The organism is Vibrio sp. 10N.261.52.C2 (assembly GCF_041471425.1).
In the GTDB taxonomy this organism is placed as follows: domain Bacteria; phylum Pseudomonadota; class Gammaproteobacteria; order Enterobacterales; family Vibrionaceae; genus Vibrio; species Vibrio crassostreae_C.
The window spans coordinates 83,283-96,738 of record NZ_JBFROH010000043.1 but is presented as its reverse complement, the minus strand read 5'-3'; the positions used below and the strand labels follow the sequence as shown (position 1 = coordinate 96,738).

Sequence of the window (13,456 nt, the reverse complement as noted above, 5' to 3'; positions counted from 1 at the left end):
CCTCACTGTAACTGATACCAATCGTATTCGGTTATAAACAGCTGTAATTGGTATTAAACGGCCTGTATTTTCTGAATGCATGCTTCAGTGTGTGCTAAATATTCGCCGCCGAATTGATTGCAGTGGTTAAGAAGATGGTACAAGTTGTAAATGTCTTTCCGATCAGTATAGCCAACGTCGAGTGGATTGACGCTCTGGTAACCTTCATAAAACTCTTTAGGGAAACCTTCAAACAATTCAGTTAACGCCAAATCACACTCATGGTCCCCCCAGTAACAAGCAGGGTCGTAGCAAATTGGGCCAAACGCAGAGTTAGCAACATTGCCATTCCAAAGATCCCCATGAAGCAAAGAAGGGCGAGGGTTGTGGCCAGCAAGACGCATATTCACCACATCAACGATGTCATCGATATCACCAAACTCGATGCCTTTCTCTTTGAGCAGTTGCAGTTGGAAACCAATGCGTTGCTCAGAGAAAAAGCGACCCCATTTCTTATGCCAAGGGTTGGGTTGAAGTGTGCTGCCGATATAGTTGTCTTGGTCGCAACCAAACTCTTTTTGCTCGCCCCATTGATGAAGCCGCGCAAGCTGAACGCCGAAATCGAAGCTATTGTTGCCCGTCTCGAGCGGTTTGGTCGGCAAGTAATTCAGAATAATGAACGAGCACTCTTTGGTTTTGCCAATAAGCACCAACTCAGGAACGTAAACAGTGGAGGTTTCTCTTAACAAGCGTAAGTTCTCAGCTTCAATTTCAAACTTAGGTAAAAATTCTCGCTGATTCACTTTCACAAAGTAACGCTCATTACCATCGCTGATCATATAGCAATCGTTAATGTCGCCACCAGAAACCTTGGTACGTTCAGTAATCTGAAAGTTAAATAGAAGAGTATCTGAAAGTTGTTGAGAAATGGCCTGCCACATAGGAAATCCTCAAAGACTGAAAGTTAAAAAGATTGAAGGTTAGAAATACTGTTTGTTTAATAGCAATAGTTTAGGATAAATCTGAACAATTTATAGACGCACTCGTCAATGTTCTTAGCTCTTCTTCATCTTACGTAGAATCAATTGGCCGAATTGTGAACTCGAACTGATTCAAGCTCTTTGAAATACAAACATAAATTGAAAACCTGACGTGATGAAATAGTTTGGAACTGGTCTCACAATCGAAACGGTTTTGAACGCCACAAACTGGAAAAGAGGTTTGAGCTTGTTATTGTCTAGCGACTAAATCAAATGAGCTTTTAGAGTAAGTTGAAAGGGCTATTGTTAACTGGCGCAATACTTTGCTTCAAAGTTTGTCTTACACTTCTTTAGCGTGAATTTACTTATGTCGTAAGTAGGCAGGTATACCACATAAAGCTATATCGATTTAATTTTAAGCTGAAATACTAACTAGGATCATTTAAATGTGGTTTTGGGCAATAAAGTGATGACAAATAGCTTCATTTACATAGTATTAGGCAAGTACGTATTAATCTGCTCTAGAGCTTAAAACGGAGAATTATTGTGGTTGTAGAAACCGATGGCTATTTGGCTCTGATCGAGCACTTATCGTTTAATCTGGATGTCTTTACAAATAGTAATGGTGATACTGGAAACGAAAGTGTCGAAGACATTGTTACCGACATGATTTCAACAAACATCATGGCTATTTTCGAGCAAAACCCAGAGTTGCATTCGAGCGTTCGTTTTCAACTTTTGAAAGAAGCAGATGCCGTAGTAGCGGATCTTGGTGAAGTATTAGCGGGTGTGTGGGCTAAGAAAGCGACTAACGAACAAATTGTATTCCTCGATGAGTACATCGCGTTAGTGAAGAACCTGTTTGATACTGCTGTTGCTAAATACGATTAACGGTTTGTTTGCTCATTTATCGTCGTAATTAATCAGCATAATAACAACGGGCGTTTAAGTCGTATCTTTCTAGAGTTACCTCGCTCAGCGGTTTATCTTTCGAACCGCTATAAACGCCTAAAGTGCCAAAACTTGGATGCCCAGTAAGGGTTATCTAACCTAGAAATAATGACACCTTTCGATGTCGAGGCATGTAGAAATTGGTTGTTTCCTAAATAAACGCCTACATGTCGCACCGTCATCGAAGTCTTGAAAAACACCAAGTCACCGCTTGTTGCCTGCCCATACGCAATTTCTTTTCCCTTTTTACTCTGTTCTTTTGTGGTTCTTGGTAGAGCTTGTTGAGTCGCATTTTGCACGGCGATTTGAACAAAAGCAGAGCAATCTATACCTCGAAATGAGGTCCCACCGAAATGGTATGGCACGCCTTTCCACTGTTCATACACGCTCATATAAGCGTTTGTAGTCAATTGTTCTGACTTTGATAGGGGTTTCTGTGCGGTTTGACTAAGCTGAGAAGGCGAAGGTGACGAGCTACAAGCAGCCAATGTTGCTAAAGTTATTGTAACTACAGCCATTTTTCTGATTTTCATATGTAACTCTTCTGACAAAAAACTGAAATAAAAACGTCATCAAGGACTTCTAGTATACGACCTAACTTAAGGATATCTCTTTTCGTAGTCAAACTGGATTTCACATGCCCGACACAAATTTATCAATAAAACCCTCACGTTATACATTCTCGCTCATTCAAACCGTCACTGCTGTATTTATTTCCATTCTTTTACTTGTTACTTTTTTATCAATGGTTAGCATTCGGGGCGTTGAACGGGTCGGGGGACATTTTGATGCACTCTCGGAACAAGCATTACCCCTTGCTCTACATAATGCCGAATTAACGCAAAGCGTATTAGAACAAGTAAAACTTCTCACTTACAGCACCCAATCAACCGACTTAGATACACTGAATGCCACAAGGGGCTCAATTGACCAACTCGCGACAGAGAGCAATACCACGCTAGAGGAACTCCTTTTTATCTCCCAATCTTTTCCTGATGCAATCTCTTTAGAGCAACAACAAAACCTTGTCGATGACATGGCGCAACTGCAAACCATGACCAACACGGTACTGCTGGCGCAGATCGAAATTCAAAGTAAGCAAAATCTGATCGACAGTAAAATGGGCGAGTTCCGTTATGGCGTTGGGTCTATCGGACCAGAAATGAATAGAATCAGCTCATTCTTGGTTGAAGACAACCCAGAAGCGAGCGATGCAGCGAACCGATTTACATCCAGCGCGTCTGCTATGGCGAACACCTTCTTGATGCTGATGATGCAATCTGACATTGATAAAGCACAAGACGAATACCGTCAATTGAGAAACCGAATCGCAGGCCTTAACTTGGCTTACAGCGATTTTGCCGATTGGCACCCAGACATCGCTGAGTTCGCGAGCTTGACGGCGCCTTACGAGATGGTGAAAGAAGGCTTTACCGAAGAAGGCGTGATCAAACAGATCCTCTTGAAACTTGAACTTGTTCAGCAGCAAGAGCAGAACTTAACGCAAGTTATCACCCTCGCGAATACAGTCATAAGCACATTGAATCAGTTGTCTTCTACCGCTTCCCATCTGATTGATGAAAGCGAACTGGTTGTAAATCAAACCATCACCAATATTGATCGTGTGTTGTTTATCAGCGGGCTGGTTATTGCCGTAATCATTGTGATTTCATGGTTCGTGTTACGCCGTTGGATGAATAAAGGGCTAAAAAACATAACTCAACAGTTGAGTTCACTGGCAGATCATGACTTCTCTAAACAGAGTGAATTACTGGGGCCGCTAGAGCTGCAAGTTATTACTTCAAAACTCAATACGGTCGTTGATTCAACCGCGGACTCGGTTCGTTTAGTAACGCGTAACTGTGAGACGCTTTATCAAACGGCAGAAGTAAGCCACGACGCTGCAGAGCAAACCAATTCGAGCTTGAACGAGCAGAACGAATCACTTCAGAATATGATCACCACCATTACGGAGCTGGAAGCATCGATTGGTGAGATTGCTCGTATCTCTAACGCATCGAACGACGATGCTCAAATAGCAGAAGATGAGTCAGTGAATGGCAGCCAAGTGGTTGGCCTTAACCAACAACGATTACAAGCGCTTGAGCACTCTCTTAGCATGAGTGAAGAGTCGATGGCTGACTTGGATGGTCGAGTGAAACAGATTCGTGAAATGGTCGACATGATCAGTGGTATCGCTGAAAACACCAACTTATTGGCACTGAACGCTGCGATAGAAGCGGCGCGAGCAGGTGAACAAGGTCGAGGTTTTGCGGTAGTTGCAGACGAAGTGCGTAAATTGGCGAGCGGCACATCCCAGCAAACCACCAATATTCGTAGCATGATGAACGAACTAGTAGCGGCAGCAGATCGCTCACGTGCTTCTGTAACGGAATCGAGAAGCGAGATGGCCAATGCACTGCAAACCAGTGGTGATGTAAGACAAGCCTTCGAGAAAATAGAATTTGCAGTAAGCCAAATCAAAGGGCGTGTTGAGCAAATCATGGTGGCTACCGAAGAACAAGCTCGTGCAACTGTCGATGTTACCCATTCAATCACTCGAGTATCTGAGCAGGGCGAGAATACTAAGCTGCAACTTGAATCTATGATCGAGAGTTCAGAGCAAGTCGGAGAGATAGCAGGGCACCAACAAGCCATGCTTCATAAGTACGTATTGAAGTAAGTGTGTAAACGTCGTCCGGAAGTGGGAATTGCCGCTGAAAGGTGAGAAGCTACGCATATAAAAATGGTGCAATCTCTTATGAGTTTGCGCCATTTTTTATTATTTTCTTGAGGCGTTAGGTCTTGTCTTTGGAATGAGGGAAGGAAGCGAATGGTTGGCGTAACATTAAATCTAGCCGTTGCTCTTTACCATCTTGAATCTCGGGAACACCAATATGCACCTTGTCATGACCAAGCTTGGGTTGGGCGCGGTAAGTCTTAAACCAGATGTCCCACACTGATAAAAAGAAGCCAAAGTTTGAGTGCGTTTCCTTAACAATGACCGAGTGATGAACGCGGTGCATGTCTGGTGTCACAATCACTTTTCTCAATCGTTTATCGAACCATAGCGGAAGACGTGCATTGCTATGGTTAAACATCGCGCTCGCATTAAGAACAATTTCAAAGATCACGACAGCAATGACAGGCACACCAAGTGCGATCACCAAACTCACCTTGATGAGCATTGAAAGAATCATCTCAATAGGGTGAAAGCGCGTTCCGGTTGTGACATCGATATCTAGATCCGCATGGTGGACTCGATGTAGCTTCCACAACCAAGGAACACGGTGAAACACCAAGTGCTGTAGGTAAATGGCACAATCCAAGAGCAATACACAGATCAGAATGGTCAATTCTTTCGGAAGTGACAGGGTATTGAACAGACCCCATTGGTTTTCTTGTGCGATAACCGCCGCTTGAAATGCTGCGATAGGAATTATAGTGGCCAATAGAAAGCTGTTCAAAGCGACTAACGCAAAGTTGTTTCCCCAGCGAAACCATTTGCTTTGAGTCAGTGCTTTACGTGGAAAACGGTATTCCCAAAGCGCACACAGTCCGAAAACGACAATAAAACAAACAAGGCGAAGCAGTGATGGGTCTTGCATGGGAATTCCTTCTATCATTCTAGGGACACTGTAAGTACAATCGTGCCACTTTTCTAGATTTATCGTTATTGTCCATGAGAATCCACGCTTTTCACCGTTTATATCAACACCGTTTGTCTCTTTCTACCAAGCCGTTTAACGCGCGCGGGTGTAAAGTGGTTCGATGTCAGTTCTGTAAAATCAAACAAGACAGCTGTATCTGTGAACATCAACCAGACGTAAATACGAACGTCGCGACCATGTTGATCTTATCGGACAACGAAATACTCAAACCAAGTAATACCGGCCGTTTAATCCTTGATACCGTTAAAGACAGCTATGCCTACCTTTGGCACCGCACTGAACCGAATCAAGAGATGCTTGATGTGCTGAAAGACGATAAATATCAGCCAGTCGTGGTCTTTCCTGAAGATTATACCGATGACAAATCGCGTGTGGTTGCAGATCTTGCTGAAATGCGAGATTCGAACAAGACGTTGCTGCTGATCTTTATTGATGGTAGTTGGCGTGAAGCACGACGTATTTTCCGTCGTTCAGAGTATCTGCAAGACTTACCGGTGTTGTCGATCGAACCAGAATCGGTTTCGCAATACATGATGCGTAAGTCAGACAACGAACAACATCTCTCGACTGCAGAAGTAGCGAGCTTGGTTTTGAAACAGGCTGGTGAAGAGCAGGGCGCAAAGACTTTACAGCTGTGGTTTGAGACATTTCGTGAAAGCTACATGCTAAGTAAGACGCGTTATAAGTCCGATCCAACCAAACCAAGCCTGAACGCTTTCATAGAGCACACTAAAAATGAGACGTCACTCTAACCTTTAACCGCTTTGTGCTGACTTGTTGTTCAAACAGATTCGAACACGAGATAAGTTTGTTATCCATCACGGTTTGTAGGGGGGGTGTTATGGATAATGCGTCCTAGATGTTTAATTTGAAAAATTTATTTGCCCGAATTTAGGGAAAAATTGGAGAGATTTCATGTATTACGGCTTCGATGTTGGCGGCACAAAAATTGAATTTGGTGCGTTCAATGAAAAACTTGAGCGAGTAGCAACAGAACGCGTACCAACGCCTACTGAAGATTATCAACTGCTACTTGATACGATTGCCGGTTTGGTGAAGAAGTACGACAGTGAATTTTCTTGCGAAGGTAAAATTGGTCTTGGTCTTCCTGGTATGGAAGATGCTGACGACGGCACAATGCTGGTTGTTAACGTGCCAGCTTCAACGGGGAAACCACTACGTAAAGACCTAGAAGCACTTATTGGTCGTAGTGTGAAAATTGAAAATGATGCGAATTGCTTTGCGCTTTCAGAAGCGTGGGATGACGAGCTTAAAGACGAACCATCAGTAGCAGGCCTAATTCTAGGTACTGGTTTTGGTGGCGGGTTAGTTTACGAAGGCAAAGTGTTCTCTGGTCGTAACCACGTTGCTGGTGAACTGGGCCATATGCGTCTTCCTATTGATGCTTGGTTCCACCTTGGCGACAACGCACCGTTACTCGGTTGTGGTTGTGGCAAGAAAGGTTGTCTAGACAGCTACCTATCAGGTCGTGGCTTTGAATTGATTTACGAGCACTACTTCGGCGAGAAGAAGAAAGCAATCGAGATCATTCAAGCGTACAACGAAGGTGAAGCAAAAGCGGCTGAGCACGTTGATCGTTTCATGGAGCTATTGGCTATCTGTTTCGCGAACCTGTTTACCGGTCTTGATCCACACGTAGTTGCATTGGGTGGCGGTCTTTCAAACTTCGAACTTATCTACGAAGAGATGCCAAAGCGTATCCCTAAATACCTACTGTCTGTAGCGAAATGTCCAAAGATCATCAAAGCGAAGCACGGTGATTCAGGCGGCGTTCGTGGCGCTGCATTCCTTAACATTAAGTAATCGTGACTTAAGTTAAGCTAGCTAAGGTTAGATAGTTAAAAGCACAAATAAAAATGCCGCAACCTCGAAAGAGATTGCGGCATTTTTTATAGTTCAGTGTTTTCGTTTCTTTAGCTCTAAGAGCTTAGATCTTAATTACAAACGAAAAGCTAGAAACGACATATCAAGCAAAAGAGCCAGAGGGCTTACTTCTTCTTTTTACCAACACCAAGGTTGTCTTTTTGCTTCAACGTAAGCTTAGTAAAGCCAAGCTTGCGGAAGTAGTTGTCTTGGTAGTTGCGAACCGCTTTAGTATCAGAAATCAACTCAAGCTGTTGCTCAGTTTTTAGATACTCAGAGATATCGATGCCTTCAGCTGCAGCAACAGCTTCTTGGATCGTGCGGTGTTCTTGTTTTGAAAACAGTAACTCTTTGTCTTCGTCTTTGTAAGTGTACAGAATGGTACGAGCCATGGTGCTCTCCAATAGAATTATTACTTTGCGCGCACTCTACATAAAAAGCGTACGTGGCTCAAGGTTATGATAAAAAATCTTGAAATATTAGCGATATCAATAAAGCGAGCAGTAAGTCGCAAAAATATTTTATGGTACACTAATCACAATTTATATGTTTGATCGGCTTAAATCTAATTTATGATCAACACGCTTTACCCTCAGATTATGGGAATCATCACTCGAATTCAAAACTATCCTGGAATCAAAGGATTAGAAGAAGTTGATGCGCGAGTAAGAAAGATATGCCGTGACCATAATCAACCGTTCCCAGAGTCTATTGCGCTTTTTCTGAAGGCGTACAAAAGTGATCGCCAAGACAATCTACTTGATGCTGTCGAACATTATAAAACCTGCTTAAATGCAACCCAACCAGAAGAAGTTCAACTCACTGTTTTCGTCAACGGTCTATTGGCGTCGGTTTATAACGATTGTGGTGAATACCAATCGGCTTATGCGTGTTATGCAAAGACGTTAGAGAACTTACATCTTGTTGATGACAATATTCGAGCGCTCATCTATTGCAACCTGAGTGACATGCATTTGAGCTTAGGAAAGTTCGAAGAAGCAAAACAGTATGCACGTAAAGCGGTAACGTCATCTCAGAATGCTAACCGCCAGCTAGATTGTGCAGTGAGCCATCTTAACCTCGCTTATGGTTGTGCGTATACCGGAGAATTTGACCAAGCGATTCGAGCAATCGCTGAAGCGAAGAAGATAGCCGAGTCACTCTCAAGTAATAGAACGTTCGCACTGTGTCACGGATACCTAGCTCAAACTATGGTTCAGCAAGGTAGGGTTCAACAGGGCTGTTTTGCTCCAAGTGACGTGCTTGATGTGTTTTATCAAGCGGAACAATATTTCCTGAAAATCAACGACGACCATAATCGAATGAAAAACTTGGTGTGTTGGTTTCAATATTTGGTGGAAATAGGGGGCTTGAACAAGCCCAAGAAAGATGTCTTTTCCTTGAGCAGAACTTTGAGCTCAAAAACAGTTACCACTTCTATAGTATTTACGCGAAGACCAAGGCGAAAATCTTTCACCTTCAACAAGATTGTAATGGCCTTGCATCACTGCAAACGGAACATATCGAGCTTTCGGAAAAATACCTCAAGGCTTACGAACGCAAACAAAGCAACCGTATTCTACAAAGCGTGGACACTCTAAGAGACAAACAACAGCACGAAGTGTTTACCCAAATGCAAAAGTACATGGGCGCGATTACCGATATCGGTCAGTTCATTGCTACCGCTCCTGATCTGTATAGCGTGCTTCCTGAAATCCTCAGTAAGATAAACACGATTCTGCCGACGTTCGAATTTGGTATTGCGCTGTATGACGACGAGTCCGACATACTCGACTACCAATACTTTGTCGATACTCAAGGCTTGGTACAAAACCTCAAAGTCACTTGCCAAGATAACCAAACCGTCGGTACTTATGTAATTCGTAAACGAGCAACAGTGCATTTGAACAGCGTCACCGATGATGCGCTAGAGCCTTATGTTGACAAGGCCTCACGTAAAGATGACGACTTAGTGGTGGTTAAAGACAAACCAGACACCAACTCCATCATTCTGACGCCGATCATTCTCAATGAAAGAGTGATAGGGCTGTTGTCCATACAGCATCATTTACCCAACCAATACCAACAACACCATTGTCAGTTAATCGAGCATTTGGCGAGTTTCATTGCTGTCTCGCTTGAGAATCAAAAGCAAAGACAGCGCTTAGAGAGTGCCAATCAAACGCTTGAGGTATTGAGCACGACAGACCCATTAACGGGTTTATCGAATCGCTATCAACTCGACAAAATTACACCTGTGTTGATTCGTAATGCTTATACGCAAAAACGGTCACTTGCAGTATTGATGATTGATATTGATGAGTACAAAGCCTACAACGATTTTCATGGTCACTTACAAGGTGATGAAGCGCTTCGTATTCTTAGTCGTTTGCTGAGAAGTACATTCTCGGCCAAGAACGATTACTTGTTCCGATATGGCGGGGACGAGTTTATGGCAATCTGCTTTGGTCAAAGTAGCGAAGATATCGAAAAGAAAGTCGTTACTCTTAGAAATGCATTGTATGAGTTGGCGTTAGTCAGTCCTAAAGCGATCAGAGCCAAGCAACTTACCTTATCAATCGGCGGGGTAAACGTTGAGCTTGTTAGCGACAACGTGGATAGCAACTTCAAGATGATTTGTGACATCGCAGACAAGCAACTGTATCGAGTGAAAGAAGGTGGTCGTAACAATTATAATCTTATCGACTGCTATCTGAATAACTGCGACTTATCCAATTGTCCGTTAGATAAGCCCACGGTCGTTTAAACTAATCGGCATATCACTCTAGCTTTCTCTGTACGAACAAAAAAGAAGCCCGCTTATATCGAATATAAGCGGGCTTCTTTTGTATATTGAGAAGCTATGGTAAATCGAGGTCGTGCTAAATCAAACACGACCTTGCAGAGGAATGATCGTCACTGTCTCGCCAACTTTCACAGTATCAACTGCTGGAGAGATTTCGATTAAGCAGTTCGCTTCACTCATTGAACGCAGAATACCTGAACCTTGCTTGCCCGTTGTTTTCACTTCAAGCACGCCAGATTCATTCATCGAGAACACACCACGGCTAAATTCAGTACGGCCTTGGCGTGAGCGCAGTTGTTCAGTTGCTACAGCATTTGCTTTTACTGGTGTCCAGTTCGTTTGACCTTGAAGCTTGCGGATCGCAGGCTCAACAAAGTTAATGAACGACACCATCACAGCAACAGGGTTACCCGGTAAACCAAAGAACGGCTTGTTCTCAATCTTACCGTAAGCCAATGGGCGACCTGGACGCATGTTGATACGCCAGAAGTTGATTTCACCCAGTTTATCTAACGCAAGCTTGATGTAATCCGCATCACCAACAGACACACCACCAGAAGTCAAAACCATATCGGTTTCAAGCGACGCAGAATGCAGCACATCCATCATCTTCTGCTCATCATCTTCAATGATGCCGTAATCGACGATGTCACAGCCGAGCTTTTGAAGCATGCCGATAATAGTAAAACGATTTGAGTCATAGATAGAGTTTGGTTTTTGCTCGTGACCCGGCGCTTGAACTTCATCACCCGTAGAGAACACACCCACTTTCACTTTACGCAGAACAGGGCAGGTACCAAAACCTAACGACGCCATCATGCCCATTTCTGGCGCTTCAATGCGTGTGCCACGTGTAAAGACAGGTTGGCCGATTTCTAAATCTTCACCTGCCATACGGACATTTTGTCCAACCGAGATTTTAGCATCAGGGAAGCTAACTTTATCGCCATCTTGGACGGCTTGTTCACGCATCACGACAACATCAACGCCTTCTGGCATTGGTGCGCCGGTCATGATTTTAACGGCTTCACCTTGTTGCACGATTTGCTCGTAGCTGTGACCCGCCATGACTTCAGCAACGATGTTGTAACTGTCCAATTCTAGATCTTCACTACGAATTGCATAACCGTCCATTGCAGAGTTGGTATTCTGAGGAACGTTGATTGGCGAAATCACATCTTCAGCCAGCACGCGGCCGTAGCCTTGCAGTAATTCAACACTCTCTGTGAGATCGAGTGCGTCAATGCTATCAACAATCTTTTGTTGGCCTTGAGTAACGGTTAAACCTGCAGGAGAGAACGAATCACAACAAACAGCTGGCGCTGCGTCTTTTGAAGATGAGCATGACACGGCTCTGCCTGTTGTAGAGACAAGGTTAAAGGACTGCGCGTAATCGATGATGAAATCACGAATCGCTTCTAAGTCGCTGATCGCCATTTGTGGCAGCTCTGATTCAACTTGGCTGTCTGCCGCGATAGCAATAATGTTGTTATCGTTTGGATATAACCAAGGTTTGCCCACTTCATCTCGGTGCAGTTCAATTTTAGGGAAGGCGATGTTCTTACAGCCTTCAACCAAAATCAGATCAAGCGTGTTGGTATCAAATCGAGTCAGCAGGTAATAAAAATCTGCTTCGGCTTCTGGTGTTTCTGTCATCATCACGTGACGATTACGAGAAGCAATCAACATTTGGTTCGCGCCCGCTTTACGTAAGCGGTAACTGTCTTTACCCGGCTTATCGACATCAAAATCGTGGTGAGCATGTTTTAACACGCCAACTTTTAAACCCGCATCAGTCAAAAGAGGAAGCAGGGCTTCAAGTACGGTCGTTTTGCCTGTACCGCTATAAGCAGCAAAGCCCAATAAAGGAAGGTTAGGGCGTTGTTTAGAATCTTTCATTATTGAAGCGTTCCGAATTGGGTGAGTTCTTCTGGCGTGTTGAGATTAACAAAGCAGTTAGGAGAATCGCTGAAATCAACGTATTCGGTAACACACTCTTTGTATAGCAAGATGATTTTACGATCACCACGTTCCAAAAACGCTTCTAACTTTGGTAGAACACGCTTGTGGAATAGGGTGAATACAGGTTGCTTAAATTCGCCATCATGCGCGACAAGAATGTCGCTGTCTTCTTTAACTGCAGAACAAAAACGCTCAACAAGGTCGTCACTGATTTGTGGGCTGTCGCACGGGACAAAGCCAACCCAGTCGGTGTTCGCGTTTTTAAGGCCAGCATGAATGCCACCCAACGGACCCGGGTAGTCAGGGAAAGAATCGGAAACAACCGGAGCAAATGCTTTATAACTGTCTAAGTTACGATTGGCATTGATAGTGATGCTGACATCTTGTTGTGACAGCTTGTTTATAACGTATTGAATAAGCGGAGAACCGTTGAGCTCAACGAGTCCTTTATCTTTTCCGCCCATACGGCTGGCCTGTCCGCCAGCCAAAATAACCCAACTAGTTTGCGTTGGAAGCAACATAAATATTCTCTTGTGCTTTATCTTTCTGAATAACTTGCAGAAGCGGGGATTCGGTCAAAGTATTGTCTTTGATCCACCACTGCTTCTTACATAAATCGGTTAACGCGTTAGTTTGGTGACTGGTGATGACTAAACTCGCGCCTCTCTGAAGAAGATCTTCGGCCATAATCACCAATCTTTCAATAGATTCTTTGTCTAAAGAAGCACTTGGTTCATCCATAAGCAAGATTGACGGCTTAAGAATCCAGGCTCGTGCCATTGCAACGCGTTGACGCTCACCCCCAGACAACACAGAAATGTGTTCATCTGCCAAGGTTTCTAAACCTACCATTCTCAGCGCATTAATTATTTGAGCTCGCTTATCTTTTTGGCTCTCTTTGTTAAAGCGAATGCCATAAGCGACATTTTGGTACACCGAACCATCAAAAAGATAGGGGGTTTGATGCAGGTAGATAATGTCTTTGAACTTGAGCCTAGGGAATAAGATCTGCTGCCAGCTTTGTGTTGGAGACTGAATGCGGCCAGAGCTTGGCTGAATCAATCCAGACAATATTTTAAGTAGGGTCGTTTTACCCACACCATTATCTCCTTTGAGATAAATGGCATCGTTGGGGCCGATCGACAATTCGGGAATATGGAACAAAACACGCTCTTTGTAGCGCATTGAAATTTGCTGCGTTGTTATTTTTATACTCATGACAG

At 43.7% G+C, this 13,456-nt stretch carries 13 protein-coding genes; 6 read left to right on the top strand and 7 right to left on the bottom strand.

Annotated elements, in window-relative coordinates; genetic code table 11:
• Positions 1-53: 53 nt before the first annotated feature.
• Positions 54-920: a fructosamine kinase family protein gene (locus tag AB4307_RS16615; protein WP_017059601.1), complete on the bottom strand. Its 867-nt coding sequence runs from the start codon at positions 918-920 to the stop codon at positions 54-56.
• A gap of 585 nt (positions 921-1,505) precedes the next feature.
• Here AB4307_RS16615 and AB4307_RS16610 point away from each other — a divergent pair.
• A complete protein-coding gene (locus AB4307_RS16610) occupies positions 1,506-1,850 on the top strand; it encodes a DUF3802 family protein (RefSeq protein ID WP_010440912.1) in 345 nt (114 codons plus the stop codon).
• 107 nt (positions 1,851-1,957) lie between these two features.
• Here AB4307_RS16610 and AB4307_RS16605 read toward each other — a convergent pair whose 3' ends face one another.
• Positions 1,958-2,443: a C40 family peptidase gene (locus AB4307_RS16605; protein ID WP_372132595.1), complete on the bottom strand. Its 486-nt coding sequence runs from the start codon at positions 2,441-2,443 to the stop codon at positions 1,958-1,960.
• Positions 2,444-2,547: 104 nt separating this feature from the next.
• Here AB4307_RS16605 and AB4307_RS16600 point away from each other — a divergent pair, with 104 nt between their 5' ends.
• Positions 2,548-4,593, top strand: coding sequence for a methyl-accepting chemotaxis protein (locus tag AB4307_RS16600; RefSeq protein WP_372132592.1), 2,046 nt, complete (start codon positions 2,548-2,550; stop codon positions 4,591-4,593).
• Between the two features lie 115 nt (positions 4,594-4,708).
• Here the strand turns inward: AB4307_RS16600 and AB4307_RS16595 are convergent, their stop codons facing one another.
• Entirely contained in the window at positions 4,709-5,518 is an 810-nt protein-coding gene (locus tag AB4307_RS16595; protein ID WP_017070845.1) for a sterol desaturase family protein, read from the bottom strand.
• Positions 5,519-5,586: 68 nt separating this feature from the next.
• Here AB4307_RS16595 and AB4307_RS16590 point away from each other — a divergent pair, with 68 nt between their 5' ends.
• Together AB4307_RS16590 and nagK are read left to right on the top strand one after the other, a co-directional pair.
• The gene (locus AB4307_RS16590; RefSeq protein ID WP_080582212.1) at positions 5,587-6,333 is read left to right on the top strand and encodes a tRNA-uridine aminocarboxypropyltransferase; all 747 of its coding nucleotides are present in this window, start codon (positions 5,587-5,589) and stop codon (positions 6,331-6,333) included.
• Positions 6,334-6,496: 163 nt separating this feature from the next.
• Positions 6,497-7,405, top strand: coding sequence for an N-acetylglucosamine kinase (gene nagK / locus AB4307_RS16585; protein WP_017068179.1), 909 nt, complete (start codon positions 6,497-6,499; stop codon positions 7,403-7,405).
• A gap of 185 nt (positions 7,406-7,590) precedes the next feature.
• Here nagK and AB4307_RS16580 read toward each other — a convergent pair whose 3' ends face one another.
• Positions 7,591-7,857 (bottom strand): DUF2960 family protein, encoded by a 267-nt coding sequence (locus AB4307_RS16580; RefSeq protein ID WP_017063882.1) that lies wholly within the window; start codon positions 7,855-7,857, stop codon positions 7,591-7,593.
• Positions 7,858-8,037: 180 nt separating this feature from the next.
• Between AB4307_RS16580 and AB4307_RS16575 the strand changes: the two genes are divergently transcribed.
• Both AB4307_RS16575 and AB4307_RS16570 read left to right on the top strand, forming a co-directional pair.
• The gene (locus AB4307_RS16575; RefSeq protein WP_372132589.1) at positions 8,038-9,066 is read left to right on the top strand and encodes a tetratricopeptide repeat protein; all 1,029 of its coding nucleotides are present in this window, start codon (positions 8,038-8,040) and stop codon (positions 9,064-9,066) included.
• A gap of 32 nt (positions 9,067-9,098) precedes the next feature.
• Positions 9,099-10,232, top strand: coding sequence for a sensor domain-containing diguanylate cyclase (locus AB4307_RS16570; RefSeq protein WP_372132586.1), 1,134 nt, complete (start codon positions 9,099-9,101; stop codon positions 10,230-10,232).
• 120 nt (positions 10,233-10,352) lie between these two features.
• Here the strand turns inward: AB4307_RS16570 and AB4307_RS16565 are convergent, their stop codons facing one another.
• The 3 genes from AB4307_RS16565 to AB4307_RS16555 are packed head-to-tail and all read right to left on the bottom strand — an operon-like array spanning position 10,353 to position 13,451.
• On the bottom strand, positions 10,353-12,170 hold the full coding sequence (locus AB4307_RS16565; RefSeq protein WP_372132583.1) for a bifunctional molybdopterin-guanine dinucleotide biosynthesis adaptor protein MobB/molybdopterin molybdotransferase MoeA: 1,818 nt from the start codon (positions 12,168-12,170) through the stop codon (positions 10,353-10,355).
• Positions 12,170-12,754: a molybdenum cofactor guanylyltransferase MobA gene (gene mobA, locus AB4307_RS16560; RefSeq protein ID WP_050634342.1), complete on the bottom strand. Its 585-nt coding sequence runs from the start codon at positions 12,752-12,754 to the stop codon at positions 12,170-12,172. Before mobA ends, AB4307_RS16565 begins: the two co-directional genes overlap by 1 nt.
• A complete protein-coding gene (locus AB4307_RS16555; protein ID WP_017059609.1) occupies positions 12,732-13,451 on the bottom strand; it encodes an energy-coupling factor ABC transporter ATP-binding protein in 720 nt (239 codons plus the stop codon). Before AB4307_RS16555 ends, mobA begins: the two co-directional genes overlap by 23 nt.
• Positions 13,452-13,456 lie beyond the last annotated feature (5 nt).

Bases quoted from the DNA above. Each gene is read 5' to 3' on its own strand.
- AB4307_RS16615 (WP_017059601.1), bottom strand. From the start codon at position 920: ATGTGGCAGGCCATTTCTCAACAACTTTCAGATACTCTTCTATTTAAC.
- AB4307_RS16605 (WP_372132595.1), bottom strand. From the start codon at position 2,443: ATGAAAATCAGAAAAATGGCTGTAGTTACAATAACTTTAGCAACATTG.
- AB4307_RS16600 (WP_372132592.1), top strand. From the start codon at position 2,548: ATGCCCGACACAAATTTATCAATAAAACCCTCACGTTATACATTCTCG.
- AB4307_RS16595 (WP_017070845.1), bottom strand. From the start codon at position 5,518: ATGCAAGACCCATCACTGCTTCGCCTTGTTTGTTTTATTGTCGTTTTC.
- nagK (WP_017068179.1), top strand. From the start codon at position 6,497: ATGTATTACGGCTTCGATGTTGGCGGCACAAAAATTGAATTTGGTGCG.
- AB4307_RS16580 (WP_017063882.1), bottom strand. From the start codon at position 7,857: ATGGCTCGTACCATTCTGTACACTTACAAAGACGAAGACAAAGAGTTA.
- AB4307_RS16575 (WP_372132589.1), top strand. From the start codon at position 8,038: ATGATCAACACGCTTTACCCTCAGATTATGGGAATCATCACTCGAATT.
- AB4307_RS16570 (WP_372132586.1), top strand. From the start codon at position 9,099: ATGCAAAAGTACATGGGCGCGATTACCGATATCGGTCAGTTCATTGCT.
- AB4307_RS16565 (WP_372132583.1), bottom strand. From the start codon at position 12,170: ATGAAAGATTCTAAACAACGCCCTAACCTTCCTTTATTGGGCTTTGCT.
- mobA (WP_050634342.1), bottom strand. From the start codon at position 12,754: ATGTTGCTTCCAACGCAAACTAGTTGGGTTATTTTGGCTGGCGGACAG.
- AB4307_RS16555 (WP_017059609.1), bottom strand. From the start codon at position 13,451: ATGAGTATAAAAATAACAACGCAGCAAATTTCAATGCGCTACAAAGAG.